Source organism: Thauera aminoaromatica S2 (assembly GCF_000310185.1).
Lineage (GTDB): Bacteria > Pseudomonadota > Gammaproteobacteria > Burkholderiales > Rhodocyclaceae > Thauera > Thauera aminoaromatica.
This window is the reverse complement of the sequence record NZ_AMXD01000004.1, coordinates 1-25,227: the sequence shown is the minus strand read 5'-3', so window position 1 is coordinate 25,227 and position 25,227 is coordinate 1. Positions and strand designations below refer to the sequence as shown.

Genomic DNA, 25,227 nt, shown 5'->3' with positions numbered 1-25,227 from the left:
CTCGGAGCGCGGCGCCATCTGCCGGCGCTTGCGCGCCCGGGTGCCGGCCGCGCGGCTTCAGTTGTTCGAATTGATGCGGGCGCGGACGACATGGTTGCTCCATTCGTTGGTCTGCGGGCGCGGCCAGCAGATGGTGAGCCGGGTCTCGCCAGTGGTCTCGTCGTGGCCGATGACCACCTGGGCGCCGGGGATGGTCGTCCGCAGCTTGTTCAACCAGGACGACAGGATGTCTGGCGGTGTCGTCGCGGTCGCAGTGCAGTCGGCATCGGACCGATAGACAAAATCCTCACGCCTGATCGCAGGCGCCAGCCACATGCGACCGATGATCTCGTCGGCCAGCAGCGCCGCCTCGGCGCGCTGACGGGCCTCGGTGCTGCGGATGTTCATGCTGGCTTGCAGGCCGACGATGCCGAGCACGCCGAAGGAGAAGATCAGCAGGGCGATCAGCACCTCAAGCAGGCTGGCGCCGCGCTGCGGACGGCTGCCCGCGCAGGCCTTGGAGCGGCCGGGCTGGATGGGGAGTCTCACGGTGCGCTTCATGGCTGGCCTCCTCAACAGGCACGCGGGTCGCCGCTGGCGGTGATGCCGGGCTCGCACAGGCGGGTCTGGCCGCCCGCGCTGACGCCCAGGCGGAGCGTACGTCGTTGTGCGGAGGGGAGATTGTTGCCGAAGTCGATGGTGGCCGTGGCTCCGCCCACACTCATGCCGATCCCGTTGAAGATGAGCGTGCCCCTCGAGGTGCTGACCGTGACGCCCGCCTCACTACCCCCGGCGACGAACCTTTGCACCACCGTCGCGTCGTTGTTGCAGGTCGTGCCCAAGAAGACCACCCAGTTCGTGCCGGTGGTGTCGGCGCTGCAGCCGGTGACGGCGGAGACGACGGCGAACCCGACCGGCAGATTGCGCCGCATCGCCTCGGTACGGGCCAGATCCACACCGGCGCGGAAGGATTCGGCGATGGTGCGGGTGCGGCCGTTGACGATCATCTGCTGGAAGCTGGGTACGGCGACCGCGAGCAGGATCGCTAAGACTGCGATCGTCACCATGGCCTCGACCAGGCCGAAACCGCGCTGGATCGGCGTCCTCATAGACAGCCGCCTCCCCTCTTGCCGACCCAGCAGGTCGTGCTGGTGCCGAAGCTGCCGCCGGTTGTCGCGCGGACGTTTTGCTGGTTCAGCGTGTACGTGAACCCTGCCACGTCCGTGCCGGACTTGCCGGTCGCGGTCAGCGTGTAGGTAGTGCTGGTGCCGGTGCAACTCATCGTGAAGAACTGCTGTGTGGGCATGGCGACGCCGCAGGTGGTGCCGGTCGACACGTAGCTGCGGTTGTCCTGGTAGAACTGCTCCATGCGCACGCGCAGGTCGGACAGCACCGAGGTCGCCTCGACGATCTTCGAGCGGCGGATGTAGTCGGAGTAGGCGGGCAGGGCGATCGAGGCGAGGATGCCGATGATGGCGACCACGATCATCAGTTCGATCAGCGTGAAGCCGCGGGTGCGGGAGGCGTGGTTCAAGGGGGGCTCCGTGTCGGATGGTGCACAGTCTCGATTGCATTGTCGGACTTTGCCGCCGGGGTGTTCGTGACGGATTCTATGGCGCTACGCAGAATGCCGCCGTCGCGGGTGGACGAACGGCGGGGGCTCGGAGGATGATCGGCGGGCGGTGCGCAGCGCGGGCAGGCCCGCAGGGCGGATCGGCAACGGGGAGGGAGGTCGGCGCGATGCGGAGGAAGGACGGGATGGACGGATGGAAGGCGGCTTCGGTCGGCGTGCTGGCCATCGCGGCGGGCTTGGGCGCGGGGGCGGCGTACGCTGCCGACGTGGCGGTGGCCGGGCTGTTCGCGGGCCGGGCGGTGCTGGTGGTCGATGGCGGCGCGCCGCAGACCGTGAAGTTGGGCGCACGCACGCGCGAGGGCATCGTGCTGCGGGCGGCGACGAGCGAGGCGGCCACGCTGGAGCACGACGGCCGTGTCTTCGTCGCGCGCCTGGGCGAGCAGGTGGCGAGCAGCGCGGGAACCGCGGCGAGCGAGATCAGTCTGCAGGCCGACGGGGGCGGGCACTTCTTCACCGGCGCGCGCATCAACGGCGTGGCGGTCAATGCCCTGGTCGACACCGGCGCCACCCTGGTGGCGATGGGGCGCAGCGATGCGCTGCGGCTTGGCATCGACTACCGCGCCGGCACGATGGGCCAGAGCGCGACCGCGAACGGGCTGGCGACGATCTGGAAGGTGAGGCTGGACGCGGTGGAGCTCGGCGGCGTGCGCATGCTCGGGGTCGATGCGGCGGTGCACGAGACAGACCTGCCCGTGGTGCTGCTCGGCATGAGTTTCCTCAATCGAATGGACTGGCGGCGCGAGGGCGACCGCCTGCTGCTCAAGAAACGTTACTGAGGCGTCGCGTGAATCCTGCTAGCGGACCGCATGGTCTTCCCCCTCTGGAACAGATCCGCCGCCGGCTGGCCGCGGGCCCGCACCGGGACGGCGGGTTCAACGGCGACGGCCGCGACCTCGCGCGCTCGCGCCCGCCCAAGCCGGCGGCGGTGCTGGTGCCGCTCGTGGTGCGCGACGAGGTGCCGTCGGTGCTGCTCACCCGGCGCACCGACCACCTGCACCATCATCCGGGCGAGATCAGCTTTCCCGGCGGCCGCCTCGAGGACGACGACCCCTCGCCGGTGCATGCCGCGCTGCGCGAGACGGAAGAGGAGATCGGGCTCGCCCGCCGTCACGTCGAGCTGATCGGCGCGCTGCCCGACTACTTCACCGGTACCGGCTTCAGGGTGACCCCGGTGGTCGGCGTGGTGCATCCGCCGCTCGAACTCACGCTCGACGCCTTCGAGGTCGCGGAGGCCTTCGAGGTGCCGCTCGCGCACTTCCTCGATCCGCGCAACCATCAGGAGCACAGCATCCTGCACGAGGGGCGGATGCGACGCTTCCACGCCATGCCCTGGCACGGCTATTTCATCTGGGGTGCGACCGCGGGGATCCTGATGTCGCTGTATCGCCTGCTGAACGAGGAAGGCTGAGCGCGGCCAAGGGTTTCCGGCAGGCGGCGCGCGCTTGCCTTTGTGATATCTTGCCGCACCGATGACTCGGCTCTGTGCCCGGGGCCTTTTCGGCCCGCGACGTCCTGCCTGAATGACCTTCTTTTCCTTGATCCTTGCGCTCGTCCTCGAACAGTTGCGTCCGCTGCCGGCGCGCGGGTGGACGGTGCGCGTGGTGCGCGGCGTGGTCGGCGGAATGCGAGGGCGCTTCGAGGGCGGCTCGGCGGCGCAGGGACGGCTCGCGTGGCTCCTGCTGGTTCCCGCCGCCGGGTTCGCGAGCGCGCTCGCCTTCTGGCTGCTGTGGGAGATGCATCCCGCGCTGGCCTTCCTGTTCAACGTGGTGGCGCTCTACCTCTGCATCGGCTTCCGCCACGACACCCGCTTCTTCTCGGCCATCCACATGGCGCTTCGCCTCGGCGAGCCCGAGGGCGCGCGCAGCCTGCTCGAGGATTGGCGGGGGACCCGCCACGAGGGGGCCTCCGCGAGCGAGATCGCCCGCCTCGCGATCGAGGAGGCGCTGGTCGTCTCGCACCGCCGGCTGTTCGGCGTGATGTTCTGGTTCGTGCTGCTACCCGGCCCGAGCGGCGCGGTGATGTACCGGCTCGCCGGACTGCTGGCCGAGGAGTGGGGGCGCCCGGATGGGGGCGACGCGGGCTTCGGCGGCTTCGCGCTGCGCGCGCGCGAGGCGATCGAGTGGCTGCCTGCGCGGATCACCGCGATCGTTTTTTCCATCATGGGCAATTTCGAGGATGCGATCTACTGCTGGCGCTCGCAGGCGGTGCTGTGGCCGGAGAGGTCGTCGGCTATACTTATCGCTAGTGGTGGTGGCGCGCTGGGCGTGCGGCTCGGCATGCCGGTCCATGTGGCCGGGGGCATCGTGGATCGGCCCGAACTGGGGCTGGGGAGCGAGGCAGGCGTCGATCACATGCAAAACACGGTGAGCCTGCTATGGCGGGCTCTGTTCGTGTGTCTGTTCCTGCTCTTCCTGCTCGCGGCTGCGGGCTGGGTGGGGCGGTGACAAGTCTAATCTCAACAAGGGAGTGGGTTATGGCAAATCGTGAAGTCGTCGTTCTGAGCGCTGTTCGTTCCGCCGTGGGTGGTTTCGGTGGCTCGCTGAAGGACATGGAGCCGTCCGATCTCGGCGCGGTGGTGATCAAGGAAGCGATCGCCCGCGCGGGTGTGGACCCGAAGGCGGTTTCGTTCGCATCCGTCGGCCACTGCATCCCGACCGATTCCCGCTATGCCTACGTCTCGCGCGTGGCCACGATCAACGCCGGCATGTCGATGGATTCGGTCGCCTTCCAGGTCAGCCGTCTGTGCGGCTCGGCGCAGCAGGCCATCGTCAGCTCGGCCCAAGCCATCATGCTGGGCGATGCCGACTTCGCCATCGGCGGCGGCGTCGAAGTGATGTCGCGCGGTACCTACCTGCTGCCCGCCCTGCGCAGCGGTGCGCGCATGGGCGACACCAAGGCGATCGACTCGATGGTCGCCGTGCTGACCGACCCGTTCGGCGTCGGCCACATGGGCATCACCGCCGAAAACCTGTGCACCAAGCACGGCATCACCCGTGAAGAGCAGGATGCCTTCGCGCTCGAGTCGCAGAAGCGCGCCGCCGCGGCGATCGCCGAGGGCCGCTTCAAGGGCCAGATCGTGCCGATCACCTTCGAGACCCGCAAGGGCACCGTCGTGTTCGACACCGACGAGCATCCGCGCATGACCACCATGGAAGCGCTGGGCAAGATGAAGCCGGCGTTCAAGAAGGATGGTTCGGTCACCGCCGGCAACGCCTCGGGCATCAACGACGCCGCCGCCTTCCTGGTGCTGGCCGATGCCGCCAAGGCGGCTGCGGGCGGCCACAAGCCGATCGCGCGCCTGGTGTCCTACGCGATCGCCGGCGTGCCCAACGACGTGATGGGCGAAGGTCCGATCCCCGCCACCAAGCTCGCGCTGCAGCGTGCCGGCCTGAAGCTCGACCAGATCGACGTGATCGAGTCCAACGAAGCCTTCGCCGCGCAGTCGATCACGGTGAACCGCGGTCTCGGCCTCGACACCGCCAAGGTCAACCCGAACGGCGGCGCGATCTCGCTCGGCCACCCTGTCGGCGCGACCGGCTCGGTGATCATCACCAAGCTGCTGCACGAGCTGATCCGCACCAACGGCCGCTATGGCGTCGCCACCATGTGCATCGGCGGCGGCCAGGGCATCACCACGGTGTGGGAACGCGTGTAAGCGTCGTCCTCGTCGCAAGAAAAACCCGCGCGGCCGAGAGGCTGGCGCGGGTTTTTTCGTTTCGGGCGCGCTGAACTGGCAATCGCGACTTGCGTCGCTCCTACGGGGCGGTCTGGGGGTCTCGATCGCGACTTGCGTCGCTCCTACGGGGGGCCTCGATCGCGACTTGTGTTGCTCCTCCGGGGGGCTGCGGAGCTGTGCGGGTTTTGTGGGAGCGACGCGAGTCGCGATCTTCAGTCCGACTCCTTCTCCAGGCGCACCGACGCCGAGTTGATGCAGTAGCGCAGCCCGGTGGGCTGCGGGCCGTCCTCGAAGACGTGGCCGAGGTGTGCGCCGCACTGGTGGCAAAGGACCTCGGTGCGGACCATGAAGTGGCTGCGGTCTACCGCGGTCTCGACGTTGTCGGGCTCGGCTGCGGTCCAGAAGCTCGGCCAGCCGCAGCCGGCGTCGAACTTGTGCTCGGAGCGGAAGAGCGGGGCACCGCAGCACACGCAGTTGTAGGCGCCCTTGTCCCAGACGTCCCAGTATTCGCCGGTGAAGGCACGTTCGGTGCCTTTCTCGCGGGTGACGCGGTACTGCAGGTCGGAGAGCTGGCGGCGCCATTCGGCGTCGGGTTTGTCGACTTCGCGGGCCATGGGAACCTCGTGCGGGATCAGTGGAGGTGGCGCGGCGCCTGCACGCCCTGTTCCTCGGGCATCTCGGCATGCACGACCTCGCCCTCGGGCGAGGGGTAGAGCGGGGCGCCGCAATCGTCGCAGTACTCGAGCGGGAAGTGGTGCTCGAGCGCCACGACGTCGGTGAGACCGGATTCGCGCAATACGGTTTCGATCTGCGCGACGCAGTCGGTGGTCTCGTCCTCGGCCCCCAACAGCGGCCACACCACCCCGTGCACGACCTCGTCGCGGCCGCGCACGGTGAAGCCGATGCGGTATTCCTCGAGAGTGCGCTCCCAGAACGGCGCGACCACCGCGCGCAGGTTGGCGGCAGGTGTTTCCAGCGTGGTGGCGAGGAAGGCGACCGAGGCGCGCACCGAGTAGGGCCGGCTGTCCTTGTCGGCGGCGCGGCTGGCGGCGAAGTAGGAGTCGGGCAGCACGAGGTCGACCGCGCAGCCGGGCAGCAGCGGGGTCAGGCAGGCGCCACCCTGGGCGCGCCACTGCTCGAGCGCGCCGTCGCGGGTGCCGTCCGGCTCCTGCCAGCGGAACAGCGCGGCGCCGCGCGGCACGGCCACCGCGGCGAGCAGGTAGCGGGTGTCGGAGAGGAACTGCGCGGTCTCCGGCATGCCATCGGTGTCGATGTGCAGGTCGAGGTTGTCGGCCGCCGCACCGCAGATCACCTTGGCGAACTCCGCGGTGGCGCAGTAGCCCTGGGGCAGCTGGTCGGGGCTGAAGAGGAAGTCGGCCACCGACAGCTTGGCCCCCTTGGCGAGCACGTGGGCCTGCAGGTGCACGCGCAGGTTGGCGAGCACTGCGGGCGGGATGTTGGCGGCGGGGATGCGGTAGCGCGACCAGGCCAGCACCGGCGCGGCGATCAGCACGACGTCGTGCTCGGCGAGGCTGCCGGCGGCGCATTCGGCGCGCGACTCGATGTTGTCGGCGAGCTCGTCGTAGGCGCGCGCGTCGGCGCTGTAGAGGTGGTCGAGCGCGGCGTTGAGCACTTCCTCGTCGTTGTCGGTCAGGGTCTCGTCGATCAGCCTGGCGAGCTGCGTCTCCCAGTAGTGGTCCTCGATCCGGCTGCCGGACTGGGCCAGCCCGCCGGCGAGCCAGACGAGTTGTTCGGCAGTGCGGCCGAGACCGCCGCGGCGCTTGAGGCGCGTTCTTTTCATGTCGGGTTCCTGTTGCGCTGTTCGGGGTGCCGGCTTGGGCGGCACGCATGACCGCGTATTCTACCAATGCCGCGGGAAAACGCCGGTCGAAGCGCCCGGCGCGCGCTCAGAAACCGGGGCGGTCGACCCGGATGGTCTGCAGGATGGTGGCGGAGATCTCCTCGATCGACTTGGTGGTCGAGTCGAGGCAGCGGATGTTCTCGCGGCGCATCAGCTTGTGCGCGGCGTCGATCTCGTAGCGGCAGTTCTCCAGCGAGGCGTAGCGGCTGTTGGGGCGGCGTTCCTGGCGGATCTGCGACAGGCGCTCGGGGGCGATGGTGAGGCCGAAGAGCTTGGTGCGGTACTTGTGCAGCTCGCCGGGAAGCTTGTTGCGCTCGAAGTCCTCGGGGATCAGCGGGTAGTTGGCCGCCTTGACGCCGAACTGCATCGCCAGGTAGAGGCTGGTGGGGGTCTTGCCCGAGCGCGACACGCCGACCAGGATCACGTCGGCCTCGGCGAGCTCGCCCTCGCTGGAGATGCCGTCGTCGTGCGCCATGGCGAAGTTGATCGCCTCGATGCGGTACTTGTAGTTGAGGCTGTCGGCGATGCCGTGGAAGCGGCCCACCGCATGCGTGGAGCGCTGGCCGAGTTCGGCCTCGAGCGGGCCGATGAAGCGCTCGAAGAGGTCGAGGAAGAGGGCGTCGGATTTGTGCAGTGCATCAACGGTGGCCTGATTGACCAGGGTGCTGAACACGATCGGGCGCACGCCGTCCGCGGCCGCGGCTTCGCGGATCTGCGTCGCGCAGTCGATCGCCTTGTCGATGTCGTCGATGAAAGGGGCGCGCACCTGGCGGAAGCGCGCCTCGGGAAACTGCGCCAACAGGCTGTGGCCAAGGGTTTCGGCGGTAATGCCGGTGCCGTCGGAGACGAAGAAGACGGTGCGGCGGGCGATGTCGTTCATGATTTCGGACCTTGCGGCCCCGACCAGGGGTGCGGGGCGTGTATTGGGGCAAACCCTGTGATGCGGCACAGCACAAAAAATCGTACACTGCCGTTCGCGATATTTTGCTTTTTCCCCAACATTTGCGGAAGCCACCCATGACACGCTACGTGATCCCTTTCAACGAACTGCGCATGTCCGACGTCGAGAAGGTCGGCGGCAAGAACGCCTCGCTCGGCGAGATGATCAGCCAGCTGCCTTCCAGCGTCCGTGTCCCGGGCGGCTTCGCCACCACCGCCGAAGCCTATCGCGAGTTCCTCGCCCACGACGGCCTGGCCGACCGCATCAACGCCGCGCTTGACGCGCTCGACGTGGATGACGTCGATGCCCTGGCCAAGACTGGCGCGCAGATCCGCCAGTGGATCGTGGACCTGCCCTTCCCGGCCAAGCTCGAGGCCGAGATCAAGACGGCCTACGATGCGATCACCGCCGAGGGCGAGGGCAGCTTCGCGGTGCGCTCTTCGGCGACCGCCGAGGACCTGCCGGACGCCTCCTTCGCCGGCCAGCAGGAGACCTTCCTCAACATCCACGGCTACGAGAACATCCTGCACGCGATGAAGGAAGTGTTCGCGTCGCTGTACAACGACCGCGCGATCGCCTACCGCGTGCACAAGAACTTCGCCCATGCCGACGTCGCGCTGTCGGCCGGCGTGCAGCGCATGGTGCGCTCGGATTCGGGCGCCTCGGGCGTGATGTTCTCGATCGACACCGAATCGGGCTTCGACCAGGTGGTGTTCATCACCGCCTCCTACGGCCTCGGCGAGACCGTCGTGCAGGGCGCGGTGAACCCGGACGAGTTCTATGTCCACAAGCCCACCCTGGCGCTCGACAAGCCGGCGATCATTCGCCGCAACCTCGGCTCCAAGCTGATCAAGATGGTGTTTACCGACAAGGCCGTCGCCGGCAAGTCGGTGCGCACGGTCGATGTGCCCGAGGCAGATCGCAACCGCTTCTCGCTGACCGACGAGGACGTGCTCGAGCTCGCCCGCTACGCGGTGATCATCGAGAAGCACTACGGCCGCCCGATGGACATCGAGTGGGGCAAGGACGGCGTCGATGGCAAGCTCTACATCCTGCAGGCGCGTCCCGAGACGGTGAAGAGCCAGGATTCCGGCCTGGTGATGGAGAAGTACCGCCTCAAGCAGTACGGCAAGGCCCTCACCCACGGCCGCGCGATCGGTCAGAAGATCGGTGCCGGCACGGTCCGCATCGTCGGCGACGCCTCCGAGATGAACCGCGTGCAGGCCGGCGACATCCTCGTCACCGACATGACCGACCCCAACTGGGAGCCGGTGATGAAGCGCGCCAGCGCGATCGTCACCAACCGCGGCGGCCGCACCTGCCACGCCGCGATCATCGCGCGCGAGCTGGGCATCCCGGCCATCGTCGGCTGCGGCAACGCCACCGACGTGCTGCACGAAGGCGAATCCGTCACCGTGTCCTGCGCCGAAGGCGACACCGGCTACGTGTATCGCGGCAAGCTGGAGTTCGAGGTCATCACCACCGACATGGGCAACCTGCCCGAGATTCCGGTGAAGATCATGATGAACGTGGGCAACCCCGAGCTCGCCTTCGAGTTCGCGCAGATCCCCAACGGCGGCGTCGGCCTGGCGCGCCTGGAGTTCGTCATCAACAACATGATCGGCATCCACCCCAAGGCCATCCTCGACATCGGCCAGGTGCCGGCCAGCCTGCGCGACGAGATCACCCGCCGCTCGCGCGGCTACGCGACGCCCAAGCAGTTCTTCATCGAGAAGCTGGTCGAGGGCGTGGCCACCATCGCCGCGGCCTTCTATCCGAAGCCGGTGATCGTGCGCATGTCCGACTTCAAGTCGAACGAGTATCGCAAGCTGCTCGGCGGCGAGATCTACGAGCCGGAGGAAGAGAACCCGATGCTCGGCTTCCGTGGCGCCTCGCGCTACATCGCGCACAGCTTCCGCGACTGCTTCGAGATGGAAGTCGCCGCGATGAAGAAGGTGCGCAACGAGCTCGGCCTCACCAACGTGCAGATCATGATCCCCTTCGTGCGCAACCTCGAGGAGGCCGCAGGGGTGGTGGACCTGCTCGCCGAGCACGGTCTCAAGCGCGGCGCGAACGACCTCAAGCTGATCATGATGTGCGAGATCCCGTCCAACGCCATCCTGGCCGAGCAGTTCCTGCAGTACTTCGACGGCTACTCGATCGGCTCGAACGACCTCACCCAGCTCACCCTGGGCCTGGACCGCGACTCGGGGCTGGTGGCGCATTCCTTCGACGAGCGCGATCCGGCGGTCAAGCAGCTGCTGTCGATGTCCATCCAGGCGGCCAACAAGCTCGGCAAGTACGTGGGCATCTGCGGCCAGGGGCCGTCGGACCACCCCGACCTGGCCGAGTGGCTGATGGACGAGGGCATCCAGACCATCTCGCTGAACCCGGACACCGTGGTCGACACCTGGCTCAAGCTCGCCGCACACGGCAAGGGCTGAACGCCGCTTCGGCACGCTGTCGTATCGAGGGCGTCGACCGCGAGGGTCGGCGCCCTTTTTTATGCATCCGGGCGTTGCAGTCATGCCGCTGGAAAGAGCTTCCCGCTAACATGCGCGCTTGTCGTGCATGCGGATTCGAGGGGATCGGATGTCGGGCTTGAGGATCGAGTCGTCGGTGGAGGTGCCCGCCCGGGCAGGACATGGGGATGTGCCGCCGGCGCCACCGCCCGCATCCGTCGCGCTCGCCGACCTCGAGCGTCGCGTGGCGCGCCAGGCGCAGATGCTGTCGGTGCTGTCCACGCTGCAGCGCGGCATGCTCGTGGGGCGTTCGTCCGCCGACACCTTCTCCGCGATGCTCGACCAGCTGGTGGCCTTGACCGGCAGCGAGTACGGCTTCATCGGCGAAGTGCTGCACGACGAGGCCGGCGAGTCCTTCCTGCGCATGCACGGACTCAGCGACATCTCCTGGAGTCCCGAGTCGCGCGCCCTGTTCGAACGCATGCGCACCGGCGGTTTCGAGTTCCACAACCTCGACACCTTGTTCGGTTCGGTGGTGAGAACCGCCACGCCGGTGATCTGCAATGCGCCCGCGGGCGATCCCCGCGGCGCAGGGGTGCCGCCCGGCCACCCCGAGCTGCGCGCCTTTCTCGGCCTGCCCTTGTTCCACGGCGGGCAGCTGATCGGCATGGTCGGCCTGGCGAACGCGGCGCAGGGTTACGACCACGCCCTGATCGTCGAGCTGGAGCCGATGCTGGTCACCTGCGCGAGCATGATCATCGCGCTGCGCACCGAGCAGGACCGCAAGGCCGCACGTCGCGCCCTGGAGGAGAGCGAACGCCATTTCCGCGAGCTCGCCAACAGCAAGTCGGCGCTGATCTGGACCTCGGACGCGGACGGCGGATGCAACTATTTCAACGACACCTGGCTGCAGTTCACCGGCCGCACGCTGGAACAATCGCAAGGCACGGGCTGGGTGGCCGACGTGCATGCGGACGACCTGGAGGGCTGCCTCGACGCCTGGCAACGAGCCTTCGCCCGCCGCGAGTCCTTCCGCATGGAATACCGCCTGCGCCACGCCGCGGGCGGCTACCGCTGGATTTCGGACGAGGGCAATCCGCGCCGCGACGCGGACGGCGCCTTCGTCGGCTACATCGGCTATTGCTACGACATCACCGAGCGCAAGCGCGGCGACCTCGCGCTCGATGCGCTCGCGGCGCGCTACGCGCGGCTGTCGGGCGAGGGCTTCTACGAGGCCGTGTGCCGGCACATCGTCGAGGCGCTCGATCTGGACATCGCCTTCGTCGGCCAGCTGTGCGCGGACGGCGCGCACATCGAGGTGCGCGCGGGCTGGGGCGAGGGCGCAGCGATCGGGCCGTTCCGCTATGCCCTTGCCGACTCCCCCTGCGATGGCACGATCGGGCTGGGCGCCTGCATCTACCCGCGGGGGGTGCATGCGCGCTTTCCGCGCGACCGCGAACTCGTGCGCATGGGCATCGAGGCCTACGCCGGCATGCCGCTATTCGATCGCGATGGCGGCGTGCTCGGCCTGATCGTCGCGCTGCGTCGCCGCCCCTTCGACGACGAGGCGGCGGTACGCACCCTGCTGGAGATCTTCGACGACCGCGTCGCGGCCGAGCTGGCGCGCGAGCGCGCGGAGCGCGTGCTGAACGGACGGATCGCCTTCGAGCGCCTGGTCGGGCGGATCTCGTCCGATCTGATCCTCGCCTCGCCGGCCGAGCTCGACCTTCATCTCCATCGGGCGCTCGGCGAGCTCGGGCGCTTCGCCGAGGCGGATCGCGCCTACGTGTTCCAGGTGTCCGAGGACGGTTCCCTGCTCGACAACACCCACGAGTGGTGCGCCGAGGGCGTCGAGCCGCAGATCCACAAGCTGCAGGGCTTGCCCTTCGACGACTCGCTGCTCTTCCTGCGCACGATCAAGCAGCTCGCGATCGTCGATTACCCCAGCGTCGCCGCGCTGCCGGCCGAGGCCGAGGCCGACCGCGTGCTGCTCGGGGCGCAGTCGATCCGTTCGGTGCTTGGCGTGCCGATGGTCGTGGACGGCCAGGTGCGCGGCGTCATCGGGCTCGACGCGGTGCGCAGCGAGCGCACCTGGACCGACGAGGACAAGACCCTGATGACCCTGGTGGGCAATGCCTTCAGCGGGGTCATCGAGCGCAAGCGCGCCCACGACGGCCTGCAGGCGAGCGAGGCGCGCTACCGCTCGGTGGTCGAGAGCGTGCGCGAGGTCATCTTCCAGCTCGACGGGCGAGGGCGCTGGACCTTTCTCAACAAGGCGTGGGCCGACATCACCGGCTACGCGCTCGCGGATAGCCTCGGCCGCCACTTCCTCGCCCACGTGCACGCGGACCATCGCGACCAGCACGGCGAGATGATCGAGCAGGTGCTCGCAGGCGAGCTCGAGTCCTGCACCCACGCGGCACGCTACCGCTGCGCCGGCGGCGGATTCCGCTGGCTGGAGATGAGCGCGCGGCGCGCGTTCGACGCGCAAGGCCGGCCCGCGGGCCTTTCCGGGACGCTGACCGACATCACCCAGCAGAAGGAGCACGAGTCGCGCCTGGAATACATCGCGCATTACGACGCGCTCACCGGGCTGCCCAACCGCGTCCTGCTCAGCGACCGCATGCAGCGCGGGATGGCGCAGGCGCGCCGGCGCGGTCAGCAGCTCGCGCTCGCCTACATCGATCTCGACGGCTTCAAGGCCATCAACGATACCCTCGGCCACCAGGCCGGCGACCAGTTGCTCGCGGTGGTGGCGGCGCGCATGAAGGCGGCGCTGCGCGAGGGCGACAGCATCTCGCGCCTGGGGGGGGACGAGTTCGTCGCCCTGCTGCTCGACCTGCCCGATGTAGAGGCTTGCGAACTGCTCGTGCGCCGCCTGCTCGGCGCGGTCTCGCAGGCGGTCCAGCTTGCGGGGCAGGAGGTGAAGGTCTCGGCGAGCATCGGCCTGACCCTGTACCCGCAGGCGGAGGAGGTCGACGCCGACCAGTTGCTGCGCCAGGCCGACCTCGCCATGTACCAGGCCAAGCTCGCCGGCAAGAACCGCTACCACCTCTTCGACACCGCGCACGACCGCTCCCAGCGCGGGCGCCACCAGACCCTGGCGGCGATCCGTGGCGCGCTGCGCACGGGCGAGTTCCGCCTCCTGTACCAGCCCAAGGTGAACATGCGCAGCGGCGCGGTGGTGGGTGCCGAGGCGCTGATCCGCTGGCGGCATCCGCGCCAGGGCGAACTCGAGCCGGGCGGCTTCCTGCCCGTGGTGGCGGACCACCCGCTCGCGGTCGAGATCGGCGACTGGGTGATCGAACAGGCGCTCGCCCAGGTTGCCGCCTGGCAGCACGCGGGATTGTTCCTGCCGGTGAGCGTGAACGTGGGCGCGCGTCACCTGCAGGCGGCGGATTTCATGCCGCGCCTGCAGGCGGCGCTGGCGCGCCACCCCGATCTGGGGCCGGGCGCGCTGGAACTGGAGGTGCTGGAGACGAGCGCGCTGGAGAGCATCGCCCAGGTCACGCGCATCGTCGAGGCGTGCGCACGCATCGGCGTGTCCTTCGCGCTCGACGACTTCGGGACGGGGTATTCCTCGCTCGCCTATCTCAAGCGGCTACCCGCGGCGCGTCTCAAGATCGACCAGCTGTTCGTGCGCGGGATGGTGGAGGACGCCGAGGACCTCGCCATCCTGAAGGCGATCATGGGGCTGGCCGATGCCTTCAAGCGCGAGGTGATCGCCGAGGGGGTCGAGGAGGTCGAGCACGGCAGCCTCTTGCTGCAACTGGGCTGCGAGGTGGCGCAGGGCTACGGGATCGCGCGGCCGATGCCGGCGGAAGAGATTCCGGCCTGGGTGGCGAACTGGTCGCCGCCCTCGGCGTGGCGGCAGGCGCGGGCCTGAGCCCGCGCCCTGCGTCCTCCACCCGCGCCCCGGCCCCTCGATGCGGGCGCTCCGGGAAGCGCTCGGGGGCAGGGCGCGCGTCGAGGGCGTTCAGGCGACGACGACCGGGATCTTGCCGATCTTCGCCTGCCACTCCTGCGGGCCGGTGTTGTGCACGCTGGTGCCCTTGGCGTCGACTGCGACCGTCACCGGCATGTCCTGCACGGTGAATTCGTAGATCGCCTCCATGCCGAGGTCGGCGAAGCCGACGACCTTGGCTTCCTTGATCGCCTTCGACACCAGGTAGGCCGCGCCGCCGACCGCCATCAGATAGGCCGACTGGTTGTCCTTGATGGCCTCGATCGCAACCGGGCCGCGCTCGGACTTGCCGATCATCGAGATGAGGCCGGTCTTCTCCAGCATCATGCGGGTGAACTTGTCCATGCGGGTCGCGGTGGTGGGGCCTGCCGGGCCGACGACCTCGTCGCGCACCGGGTCGACCGGGCCGACGTAGTAGATCACGCGGTTGGTGAAGTCGACCGGCAGCTTCTCGCCCTTTTCCAGCATGTCGGCGATGCGCTTGTGCGCGGCGTCGCGGCCGGTGAGCATCTTGCCGTTGAGCAGCAGGATCTGGCCCGGCTTCCAGGACGCGACCTCTTCCTTGGTGAGGGTGTCGAGGTTCACGCGGGTAGCGACGTTGGTGTCGGCCTTCCAGGTGACCTGCGGCCAGTCTTCGAGCTTCGGCGTGGGCAGATGCGCCGGGCCCGAGCCGTCGAGGTGGAAGTGCACATGGCGGGTGGCGGCGCAGTTGGGGATCATCGCGACCGGCAGCGAGGCGGCGTGGGTCGGATAGTCCATGATCTTGACGTCGAGCACGGTGGTGAGGCCGCCCAGGCCCTGGGCGCCGATGCCGAGCGCGTTGACCTTCTCCATGAGCTCGAGGCGCAGCTCCTCGACGCGGGAGAGCGTGGCGCCGGAGGCGGCCTTCGCACGCAACTCGTGGATGTTGACCGGATCCATCAGCGATTCCTTGGCCAGCAGCATGGCCTTCTCGGGCGTGCCGCCGATGCCGATGCCGAGGATGCCCGGCGGACACCAGCCGGCGCCCATGGTCGGCACGGTCTTGAGCACCCAGTCGACGATCGAGTCGGAGGGGTTGAGCATGACCATCTTGGTCTTGTTCTCGGAGCCGCCGCCCTTGGCCGCGCAGATGACCTCGACCTCGTCGCCCGCGACGACCTCGTAGTGCACCACCGCCGGGGTGTTGTCCTTGCTGTTCTGGCGCTTGCCGGCGGGGTCGAGCAGCACGGAGGCGCGCAGCTTGTTGTCCGGGTGGTTGTAGGCGCGGCGCACACCCTCGTCGATCATCTCCTGGACGCTCATCTTCGCATCCCACTGCACGTTCATGCCCACCTTGAGGAAGACGACCGCGATGCCGGTGTCCTGGCAGATCGGGCGGTGGCCCTCGGCGGCCATGCGCGAGTTGGTCAGGATCTGCGCGATCGCGTCCTTCGCGGCCGGGCTTTCCTCGCGCGCGTAGGCTTCGCCGAGCGCCTGGATGTAGTCGAGCGGGTGGTAGTAGCTGATGTACTGGAAGGCATCCGCGATCGACTGGATGAGGTCTTCCTGGCGAATGATCGTCATGGCGCTTGGTCTCCGGAATGACATGGGGGCAGAATGACGCGACCGGACCGGAAGGCCCGGAGTGGCGCCGGATTCTACCACCGGCCCCGCCGGCCGTCGCTGGCCGGGCGGTGTAAGTCCTGTGTAAGATAGCTGTTCTCTAATGCCGGCGTTTCGAACGGCATCCGAGTGTCCGGACGGGGAGGGCCCTCACGGGGCGTCGGCGTTCGGGCGGATCATAGGCTGGGTTCAACCAGCCCACCCGCAACGGGTAGCTTCAACCATTTGAACAGTTGAGGAGAGGTGAGCATGTCCAACGAGCAACAAGTCCGCATTTACAATCCCTCGGAAGAGATGGTCAAGAACGCAGCGGTGTCCGGCATGGACGGTTATCGCGCGCTGTGCAAGGAAGCCGAGGACGACTACGAGGGTTACTGGGGGCGTCGCGCCAAGGAGCTGCTGGACTGGAAAGTGCCCTTCACCCAGGTCCTCGACCAGTCGAATGCGCCCTTCTTCAAGTGGTTCGCAGACGGCAAGCTCAACGTCTCCTACAACTGCCTCGACCGCAACGTGGCCAACGGCCTCGGCGACAAGGTCGCGCTGATCTTCGAAGCCGACGGCGGCGAAGTCACCCGCATCACCTACAAGGACCTGCTCTCCCGCGTCAGCAAGTTCGCCAACGCCCTGCGCGGCATGGGCGTCAAGAAGGGCGATCGCGTCATCATCTACCTGCCGATGTCGATCGAAGGCGTGGTCGCGATGCAGGCCTGCGCCCGCATCGGCGCCACCCACTCGATCGTGTTCGGCGGCTTCTCCGCCCAGGCGCTGCGCGATCGCATCGAGGACGCCGCTGCCGTGGCCGTGATCACCTCCGACGGCCAGTTCCGCGGCGGCAAGGCGCTGCCGCTCAAGCCGATCGCCGACGAGGCGCTGTCGCTCGGCGGCTGCGATACCGTCAAGAACGTCATCGTCGTCAAGCGCACCGGTGCCGACATCGCCATGGTCGCCGGCCGTGACAGCTGGTTCCACGACGTGGTGGCCACCCAGTCCGAGGTCTGCGAGCCGGAGTGGGTCGAGGCCGAGCATCCGCTGTTCGTGCTCTACACCTCGGGTTCCACCGGCAAGCCGAAAGGCGTGCAGCACTCTTCGGGCGGCTACCTGCTGCAGGCCGTGCTGTCGATGAAGTACACCTTCGACATCAAGCCGAACGACGTCTATTGGTGCACCGCCGACATCGGTTGGGTCACGGGTCACACCTACATCACCTACGGCCCGCTCGCCTGCGGCGCGACCGAGATCGTGTTCGAGGGCGTGCCCACCTACCCGGACGCCGGCCGCTTCTGGAAGATGATCCAGGACCATAAGGTCAGCATCTTCTATACCGCGCCGACCGCGATCCGTTCGCTGATCAAGGCCGCCGACAACAACCCGGCAGTGCATCCGAAGCAGTACGACCTGTCCTCGCTGCGCATCCTGGGTTCGGTCGGCGAGCCGATCAACCCGGCGGCCTGGGAGTGGTACTACGAGAACGTCGGCGGCGGCCGCTGCCCGATCGTCGATACCTTCTGGCAGACCGAGACCGGTGCGCACATGATCACGCCGATGCCGGGCGCCACGCCGATGGTTCCGGGCTCGTGCACGCTGCCCTTCCCGGGCATCATGGCTGCGGTGGTGGACGAGACCGGTACCGAGGTGCCCTGGGGTCAGGGTGGCATCCTCGTCGTCACCAAGCCGTGGCCGTCGATGATCCGCAACGTCTGGGGCGATCCCGACCGCTTCAAGAAGACCTACTACCCCGAGGACTTCAAGGGCAAGCTCTACCTCGCGGGCGACGGCGCCATCCGTGACGCCGAGACCGGTTACTTCACCATCACCGGTCGTATCGACGACGTGCTGAACGTCTCCGGCCACCGCATGGGCACGATGGAAATCGAGTCGGCCCTGGTCGCGCACGAGAAGGTGGCCGAGGCCGCCGTGGTCGGTCGTCCGGACGACCTGACCGGCGAGGCGATCGTGGCCTTCGTGGTGCTCAAGGGCGCGCGTCCGACCGGCGAGGATGCCGCGAAGATGATCAAGGAACTGCAGAACTGGGTGGGTCACGAGATCGGGCCGATCGCCAAGCCGAAGGACATCCGTTTCGGCGAGAACCTGCCCAAGACCCGCTCCGGCAAGATCATGCGCCGCCTGCTGCGCCAGCTCGCCAAGGGCGAGGATGTCACCCAGGACACCTCGACGCTCGAGAACCCGCATATCCTCGAGCAGCTCAAGGGCTGATGCAGTGCCGGCCGGGCGCCCCGCGTCCGGCCTTCCTGAACGACAGGAGGAAGCCGGCCAGCGAGCCGGTGCCGGGGGGAGACCGGGTACGCGCAAGGCGTGCCCCTGATCGTGCGTCGCGCCGACCCTGCCACGAAGAGCAGGGCGGCGCTGCGCCTTTTCGTTTGCCGTGGCTCGTTTCATGGGAGCGACAGGATGCGCAAGGGTCTGGCCGGGCAGCGGCTGGTGGCCGTGTTCATCGCCGGCCTGGTGTTGCTCAACTATCCCATACTGTCCCTGTTCGACCGGCCGCAGACCGTTCTCGGGTTGCCGCTGCTCCACGTCTATCTGTTCTCGGTGTGGGTCGCGCTGATCCTGGTCGTGGCGTGGATCGTCGAGCGCGGGGCGCGCTGATGCGGAGGTCGGCATGCTCCCGGGCTGGCTGATCGTCGGCGCTTCGTTCGCCTATCTGCTGCTGCTGTTCGCGGTGGCCTACTTCGGCGACCGGCGCGCGGATGCCGGGCGCTCGGTCATCGACAATCCCTGGGTTTTCAGTCTTTCGCTCGCGGTGTATTGCACCGCGTGGACCTATTTCGGCAGCGTCGGCCGCGCCGCCTCGGGCGGGCCGTGGTTCCTGCCCACCTATCTCGGGCCGACGCTGGGCCTGACCCTGGCCTGGCTGGTCGTGCTCAAGATGATCCGCATCGCGCGCAGCTACCGGGTCACCTCGATCGCCGACTTCGTCGCCTCGCGCTACGGCAAGAGCCACCTGCTCGGCGGGCTGGTCACGCTGATCGCGGTGGTCGGCATCGTGCCCTACATCGCGTTGCAGCTGAAGGCGATCTCCAGCGGCTACGCGCTGCTGGTGGGCGAGCACGACCCGCTGTTCCGCATCGAGAGCCAGGCGGGCTGGTGGCAGGACGGCACGCTCTACATCGCGCTCGCGCTCGCCGCCTTCACGGTGCTGTTCGGCACCCGCCACCTCGACACCACCGAGCGCCACGAGGGCATGGTCGCGGCGATCGCCTTCGAGTCGGTGGTCAAACTTTTCGCCTTCCTGGCGGTGGGCATCTACGTCACCTACTGGCTCTACGACGGCTTTGGCGACCTCTACGCGCGCGCCGCCGCCGTGCCCGAGCTGCACCGCCTGCTCGCCTTCGACGGTGCCGGCCGGCTCGGCTACGGCGGCTGGTTCGCTCACGTGCTGCTGGCCATGCTGTCCATCATCTTCCTGCCGCGGCAGTTCCAGATCGCGGTGGTCGAGAACGTCAACGAGCAGCACCTGCGCCGCGCGACCTGGGTCTTTCCCGCCTACCTGCTGGCGATCAACATCTTCGTGATCCCGATCGCGATCGGCGGGCTGCTGCATTTCGGCCGCGGCACCGTGGATCCGGACACCTTCGTGCTGACCCTGCCGCTCGCGCACGGGCAGAGCGCGCTCGCGCTGCTCGTCTTCATCGGCGGCCTGTCGGCGGCGACCGGCATGGTGATCGTGGAGGCGATCGCGCTCTCCACCATGGTGTGCAACGACCTGGTGATGCCGATGCTGCTGCGCAGCCGGCGGCTCGACCTCGCGCGCGAGCGCGACCTCACCGGCCTGCTGCTGGGCATCCGCCGCGGTGCGATCGTGGTGCTGCTGCTGCTCGGCTACCTCTACTTCCGCCTCGCCGGCGAGGCCTACGCGCTGGTCAGCATCGGCCTCATCAGCTTCGCCGCGGTGGCGCAGTTCGCCCCGGTGGTGATCGGCGGCATGTACTGGCGCGGCGGCACCCGCGAGGGCGCGCTCGCCGGTCTGCTCGCCGGCTTCGCGGTGTGGGTCTATACGCTGCTGCTGCCCTCGTTCGCCAAGTCGGGCTGGCTCGATCCGGGCTTCCTCGAGCACGGCGTGCTCGGCCTGGAATGGCTCAAGCCCGAGCAGCTCTTCGGCCTCACCGGCCTGGACAACATCAGCCACGCGCTGTTCTGGAGCCTGCTCGCCAACATCGGCTGCTACGTCGCGGTATCGATGCTGCGCGTGCCGACCGGGCCGGAGGCGACCCAGGGCGCGCTCTTTGTGGACGTGTTCCGGAGCGGCGCGGCGGCGCCGGCGAGCTTCTGGCGCACCGGCGCCGAGGCCGGCGAGCTGGTGCCGCTGGTGGCGCGCTTCCTCGGGCAGCGCCGCACCGAGGAGGCCTTCGGCGCCTACGCGCGCTCGCACGGCCTGCAGCAGGTCTCCGAGCTCAAGGCCGATCCCGAGCTGGTGCACTTCGCCGAGACCCTGCTCGCCGGCGCGATCGGCAGCGCCTCCGCGCGGGTGATGGTGTCGACCGTGGTGCAGGCGGAGCCGCTCGGGCTCGGCGAGGTCATGGACATCCTCGACGAGGCCTCGCAGGTGCGCGCCTACTCGCACAAGCTCGAGGAGAAGTCGCGTGCGCTCGAGGCCGCGACCGCCGAGCTGCGCGCCGCCAACGAGCGCTTGAAGGAGCTCGACCGCCTCAAGGACGACTTCATGTCCTCGGTGACGCACGAGCTGCGCACGCCCTTGACCTCGATCCGAGCGCTCTCCGAGATGATGCTCGACGACCCCGACATCGACGTCGAGGACCGCCAGCGCTTCCTCGGCATCATCGTGTCCGAGGCGGTGCGCCTGTCGCGCCTGGTGAACCAGGTGCTCGACATGGCCAAGATCGAGTCCGGCCATGCCGAGTGGCACAACACCGACATCGACCTGTGCGAACTGGTGCGCCACTCGGGCGACGCCACCCTGCAGCTCTTCCGCGACCGCGGCGCCGAACTGCACCTGCACCTGCCGGAGTCGGTGCCGACCCTGCGTGCCGACCACGACCGACTGCTGCAGGTGATGCTGAACCTGCTGTCGAACGCGGCGAAGTTCGTGCCCACGGGCAGCGGTCGCGTGGATGTGACGTTGAGCTGCGATGGCGAACGCCTGCGCGTCGCGGTGAAGGACAACGGGCCGGGGATCGAGCCGGCGCAGCAGCCGGTGGTGTTCGAGAAGTTCCGCCAGGGCGGCGACGAACGCTCGCGACCGCAGGGTACCGGCCTGGGGCTGCCGATCAGCCGCCAGATCGTCGAGCACTTCGGCGGTCGGCTGTGGCTGGAGTCGGTGCCGGGCGAGGGCGCGACATTCTCCTTCGAGCTGCCGCTGAAGTCGGCGGCGGGCGAGGGATGACATAGAATATCGGGCGGGGAGGAGACGCTGATGGACAAGAAAGTACTGATTGCCGACGATGAACAGAACATCGTCATTTCGCTGGAATTTCTCATGAAGCGCGAGGGCTACCAGGTCGAGGTGGCCAACGACGGCGAGGAGGCGGTGCGCAGGATCCGCGCCTCGCGACCCGACCTGGTGCTGCTAGACGTGATGATGCCGAAGAAGAGCGGCTTCGAGGTCTGCCAGGAGATCCGTTCCGACCCCGAGATGGCGGGAATCCGCATCCTGATGCTGACCGCCAAGGGCCGCGACACCGAGGTCGCCAAGGGCCTCGCGCTCGGCGCCGACGCCTACATGACCAAGCCCTTCTCCACCCGCGAGCTGGTGGACAAGGTGCGCAGCCTTCTGGAGCACTGAATCATGCAGGCACGTGCGCGATTCATGCTCGCGGTCGTCGTGCTGTTCCTGCTGATGACCGGGCCCTTCCTGCTCACGGCGCTGATCGTCTGGGTGGAGACCGAGGGCGAGGCGCGCGACCTGCTCCTGAAGGTGCTGTCGCCGCACCTCACGCTCGGTACCCTGCTCACCGCGATGGGCTTCGCTGCCGGGGTGGGCGTGGTGCGCGTGCTCTTCCGTCAGTACGTCCAGGGCCTGCTGCGCATGTCGGAGAACCTGCGCCTGATGCTGGGGGCCAACCGCGGTTTCCGCGTGCACCCCGAGGGGCCGCCCGAGGTGCAGCAGCTCGCGGTCGCCACCAACGAGCTCGCGAGCCAGCGCGACGTGCTGCTGCAGGACGTGGAGGCGCAGATCGGGCGCGCCAAGGCTTCGGTCGAGCTCGAGAAGGACCGCCTCGCCGCGCTGATGTCCGAGCTCACCCAAAGCGTGGTGGTGTGCAACCTCGACGGCCGCGTGCTGCTCTACAACAACCGTGCGCGCGCCCAGTTCCGCGCGCTCTCGGACGCGCCCGGCGTGGCCGGCGGCGGCGAGCTGATCGGGCTGGGGCGCTCCATCTATGGCGTCTTCGAGCGCAACCTGATCGCGCACGCGCTCGACACCATCCAGCAGCGCCTGCGTCGCGGTGCCGCCCAGGCACAGGCCAACTTCGTCACCACCACGCGTGCCGGCCAGCTGCTGCGCGTGCAGATGGCGCCGGTGCTGTCGCTGGCCGCGCCGGCGCTTGTGGCGGCGGAGTCGACAGCCGTCGCCGCAGGGAGCGTGACCGGTGTGCAGCAGAATGCGGCAGCGGAGGGCGACGGCGCTGGCAATGCAGGGGGCGGCGCGTCCCCCGCAGCGCCCGAGGTCGCCGCGGCAGCGGTCACGTCCGAGCGCACGCTCACCGGTTTCATCCTGATGCTCGACAACATCACGCGGAACTTCGAGACCGAGTCGCGCCGCGACCAGATGCTGCACAACCTCACCGAGGGCAACCGCGCCTCGCTCGCCAACGTGCGCGCGGCGGCCGACATGCTCGAGTTCGAGGACCTCACCGACGAGATGCGCACGCGTTTCCGCAAGGTGGTGCGCGACGAGGTGCAGGCCATGAGCCAGCGCCTCGACCACACGGCGAACGAGTTCGCCGACTCGCTGAAGGCGCGCTGGCCGCTCGAGGAGATGCTCGGCGCCGACCTGATCGCCGCGGCGCAGCGCCGCATCGAGGCCCGCATCGGCCTGCCCACCAAGCTCGAGGAGGTCGATGAATCCCTGTGGGTGAAGGTCGACAGCTTCTCGCTGATCCAGGCCATCACCTACCTCGCCAGCCGGCTGTCGGACGAATTCGAGGTGCGCGAGGTGCGCTTCCGCCTGAGCGCGGCCGGGCGCCTCGTGCACCTCGACCTGATCTGGTCGGGGCAGGCGATGAGCACCGAGACGGTGATGAGCTGGGAGCTCGAACCGATGAAGATCGAGGACGAGAGCAGCCCGCTCACCGTGCGCGACGTGGTCGACCGCCACGACGGCGAGATGTGGCTCGAGCGCGAGAAGGTGCGCCACCGTGCCTTCTTCCGCATCCTGCTGCCGGCGGCGACGCCGCAGGAGCAGGCCGAGGCCGAGACCTACCTGCGCGGCGAGAGCCGTCCCGAGTACTACGACTTCGATCTCTTCGCGTGGTCGGAGAAGTCGCACGAACTCGACGACCGCCTGCTCTCCGAGCTCAGCTACACGGTGTTCGACACCGAGACCACCGGGCTCAACCCCTCGCAGGGCGACGAGATCATCCAGGTCGGCGCCACCCGCATCCTCAACGGCAAGCTGCTGCGCGCGGAATCCTTCGAGCAGCTGGTGGACCCGGAGCGTCCGCTCGCCCCCGAGTCGGCCAAGATCCATGGCATCACCTCGGAGATGCTGCGCGGCCAGCCCACCATCGACAAGGTGCTGCCCGCCTTCCACGCCTTCGCCGCCGACACCGTGCTGATCGCGCACAACGCCGCCTTCGACATGCGGTTCCTGCAGCTCAAGGAAGAGCAGACCGGCCTGCGCTTCGACCATCCGGTGATCGACACCCTGCTGCTGTCGGCAGTGGTGCATCCCAACCAGGAGTCGCACCGCCTGGAGGCGATCGCCGAGCGCCTGGGCCTGACCATCGTCGGCCGTCACACCGCGCTCGGCGACGCGATCGTGACCGCCGAGGTCTTTCTCAAGCTGATCCCGCTGCTCGCCGAGAAGGGCATCCGCACCCTGCGCGACGCGCGCGAGGCCGCCGAGAAGACCTACTACGCGCGGGTCAAGTACTGATGACCGGCTGCCGCAGGCCGCGCGGAGAGCATTCCCCTTGAGGCGCAACCCCGGCTTCGCGCGCCAGCTGCGCCGCTACTACGGCATCTACACCCTCGGCTTCGCGCTTTTCGTCGTGCTGCTCGCGATCGGCGAGAGCCTGGGCCTGTCGCAGCAGCTCATCGGCCACGTCTTCCTGTTCGTGACGATCGCGATCTACGCCACCATCGGCGTGCTCTCGCGCACCTCCGACGTCACCGAGTACTACGTCGCCGGGCGCCGCGTGCCGGCGCTGTTCAACGGCATGGCGACCGCGGCCGACTGGATGAGCGCCGCATCCTTCATCGGTCTGGCCGGTACCTTGTACTTCAGCGGCTTCGAGGGCCTGGCCTTCGTGACCGGATGGACCGGCGGCTTCGTGCTGGTGGCCTTGCTGCTCGCGCCCTACCTGCGCAAGTTCGGCCAATACACCATCCCCGACTTCCTCGGCGCGCGCTACCAGGGCAACGTCGCGCGCCTGGTCGGACTGGCGGCGGCGGTGCTGGCGAGCTTCGTCTATCTGGTCGCGCAGATCTACGGCGTGGGTCTCGTGACCAGCCGCTTCGTCAGCGTCGAGTTCGAGATCGGGCTCTTCATCGGCCTGGCCGGCATCCTGGTGTGCTCCTTCCTCGGCGGCATGCGCGCCGTGACCTGGACCCAGGTGGCGCAGTACGTGATCCTGATCATTGCCTACCTCGTTCCGGTCGTGATCCTGTCCTACAAGCTCACCGGGATTCCGATCCCGCAGGCGGTTTACGGCACCGTGCTGCAGCAGATCAGCGCGCGCGAGGACGAGCTCCTCGAGGCTCCCACCGAGCGCGCGGTGCGCGATCTCTACAGCGCGCGCGCGCGCGACTACGCCGACAAGATCGCCGCGCTGCCCGCCTCGCTCGAGGACGAGCGCCGGCGCATGATCGACGAGCTCAACCGCATGCGCCTGGACAGCGCGCCGGCGCGCGACATCGCACTGACCGAGCGCGCGTTGCGCGACCTGCCGCGCACGCCGGCCGAGGCCCGCGAGGCCTGGCAGCGCGCG

Annotated in this window: 19 protein-coding genes; 12 read left to right on the top strand and 7 right to left on the bottom strand. The window is 68.4% G+C overall.

Annotation, left to right across the window (positions count from 1 at the left end):
• Window positions 1-57: 57 nt before the first annotated feature.
• Genes C665_RS01865 through C665_RS01855 form a run of 3 tightly spaced genes read right to left on the bottom strand, consistent with a single transcriptional unit; the run spans window position 58 to window position 1,513 of the window.
• The gene (locus C665_RS01865; RefSeq protein ID WP_004298637.1) at window positions 58-540 is read right to left on the bottom strand and encodes a type IV pilus modification PilV family protein; all 483 of its coding nucleotides are present in this window, start codon (window positions 538-540) and stop codon (window positions 58-60) included.
• A gap of 11 nt (window positions 541-551) precedes the next feature.
• On the bottom strand, window positions 552-1,088 hold the full coding sequence (locus C665_RS01860; protein ID WP_004298635.1) for a GspH/FimT family pseudopilin: 537 nt from the start codon (window positions 1,086-1,088) through the stop codon (window positions 552-554).
• Window positions 1,085-1,513, bottom strand: a complete 429-nt coding sequence (locus C665_RS01855; RefSeq protein ID WP_004298633.1) for a type IV pilin protein — start codon at window positions 1,511-1,513, stop codon at window positions 1,085-1,087. Before C665_RS01855 ends, C665_RS01860 begins: the two co-directional genes overlap by 4 nt.
• Window positions 1,514-1,737: 224 nt before the next feature.
• Here C665_RS01855 and C665_RS01850 point away from each other — a divergent pair, with 224 nt between their 5' ends.
• The 4 genes from C665_RS01850 to C665_RS01835 all read left to right on the top strand — a co-directional run bounded on the left by C665_RS01850 (window position 1,738) and on the right by C665_RS01835 (window position 5,267).
• A complete protein-coding gene (locus tag C665_RS01850) occupies window positions 1,738-2,388 on the top strand; it encodes a retropepsin-like aspartic protease family protein (RefSeq protein WP_004298631.1) in 651 nt (216 codons plus the stop codon).
• An 8-nt stretch (window positions 2,389-2,396) separates the two neighbouring features.
• Window positions 2,397-3,020: a CoA pyrophosphatase gene (locus C665_RS01845; RefSeq protein ID WP_004298629.1), complete on the top strand. Its 624-nt coding sequence runs from the start codon at window positions 2,397-2,399 to the stop codon at window positions 3,018-3,020.
• Window positions 3,021-3,132: 112 nt separating this feature from the next.
• Entirely contained in the window at window positions 3,133-4,056 is a 924-nt protein-coding gene (locus C665_RS01840; RefSeq protein WP_004298627.1) for a CobD/CbiB family protein, read from the top strand.
• 29 nt (window positions 4,057-4,085) lie between these two features.
• Window positions 4,086-5,267, top strand: a complete 1,182-nt coding sequence (locus tag C665_RS01835) for an acetyl-CoA C-acyltransferase family protein (protein WP_004298625.1) — start codon at window positions 4,086-4,088, stop codon at window positions 5,265-5,267.
• A gap of 233 nt (window positions 5,268-5,500) precedes the next feature.
• Here C665_RS01835 and msrB read toward each other — a convergent pair whose 3' ends face one another.
• From msrB to ppsR, 3 genes are all read right to left on the bottom strand, one after another.
• On the bottom strand, window positions 5,501-5,902 hold the full coding sequence (gene msrB / locus C665_RS01830; protein WP_004298623.1) for a peptide-methionine (R)-S-oxide reductase MsrB: 402 nt from the start codon (window positions 5,900-5,902) through the stop codon (window positions 5,501-5,503).
• 17 nt (window positions 5,903-5,919) lie between these two features.
• Window positions 5,920-7,089 (bottom strand): DUF2863 family protein, encoded by a 1,170-nt coding sequence (locus C665_RS01825; RefSeq protein ID WP_004298621.1) that lies wholly within the window; start codon window positions 7,087-7,089, stop codon window positions 5,920-5,922.
• Window positions 7,090-7,195: 106 nt separating this feature from the next.
• Entirely contained in the window at window positions 7,196-8,029 is an 834-nt protein-coding gene (gene ppsR / locus C665_RS01820; RefSeq protein WP_004298619.1) for a posphoenolpyruvate synthetase regulatory kinase/phosphorylase PpsR, read from the bottom strand.
• Between the two features lie 137 nt (window positions 8,030-8,166).
• Here ppsR and ppsA point away from each other — a divergent pair, with 137 nt between their 5' ends.
• Window positions 8,167-10,533, top strand: a complete 2,367-nt coding sequence (ppsA, locus tag C665_RS01815) for a phosphoenolpyruvate synthase (protein WP_004298617.1) — start codon at window positions 8,167-8,169, stop codon at window positions 10,531-10,533.
• Between the two features lie 148 nt (window positions 10,534-10,681).
• The gene (locus C665_RS01810) at window positions 10,682-14,437 is read left to right on the top strand and encodes a bifunctional diguanylate cyclase/phosphodiesterase (protein ID WP_051021661.1); all 3,756 of its coding nucleotides are present in this window, start codon (window positions 10,682-10,684) and stop codon (window positions 14,435-14,437) included.
• 90 nt (window positions 14,438-14,527) lie between these two features.
• Here the strand turns inward: C665_RS01810 and C665_RS01805 are convergent, their stop codons facing one another.
• Window positions 14,528-16,060 carry a fumarate hydratase gene (locus C665_RS01805; protein ID WP_004298615.1) on the bottom strand — a complete coding sequence of 511 codons (1,533 nt, stop codon included), beginning with the start codon at window positions 16,058-16,060 and terminating at the stop codon, window positions 14,528-14,530.
• A gap of 288 nt (window positions 16,061-16,348) precedes the next feature.
• Between C665_RS01805 and acs the strand changes: the two genes are divergently transcribed.
• From acs to C665_RS01775, 6 genes are all read left to right on the top strand, one after another.
• On the top strand, window positions 16,349-18,313 hold the full coding sequence (acs, locus tag C665_RS01800; RefSeq protein ID WP_004298613.1) for an acetate--CoA ligase: 1,965 nt from the start codon (window positions 16,349-16,351) through the stop codon (window positions 18,311-18,313).
• Between the two features lie 195 nt (window positions 18,314-18,508).
• Window positions 18,509-18,706, top strand: a complete 198-nt coding sequence (locus C665_RS01795; RefSeq protein WP_004298611.1) for a hypothetical protein — start codon at window positions 18,509-18,511, stop codon at window positions 18,704-18,706.
• 13 nt (window positions 18,707-18,719) lie between these two features.
• Complete coding sequence (locus C665_RS01790) at window positions 18,720-21,461, top strand: sensor histidine kinase (protein ID WP_004298609.1); 2,742 nt, start codon at window positions 18,720-18,722, stop codon at window positions 21,459-21,461.
• Between the two features lie 30 nt (window positions 21,462-21,491).
• Window positions 21,492-21,860: a response regulator transcription factor gene (locus C665_RS01785; protein ID WP_004298607.1), complete on the top strand. Its 369-nt coding sequence runs from the start codon at window positions 21,492-21,494 to the stop codon at window positions 21,858-21,860.
• 3 nt (window positions 21,861-21,863) lie between these two features.
• Entirely contained in the window at window positions 21,864-24,173 is a 2,310-nt protein-coding gene (locus C665_RS01780; protein ID WP_004298605.1) for an exonuclease domain-containing protein, read from the top strand.
• A 37-nt stretch (window positions 24,174-24,210) separates the two neighbouring features.
• Window positions 24,211-25,227, top strand: a 1,017-nt coding sequence (locus tag C665_RS01775; protein ID WP_004298603.1) for a VC_2705 family sodium/solute symporter, incomplete at its 3' end; no start/stop codon positions are given.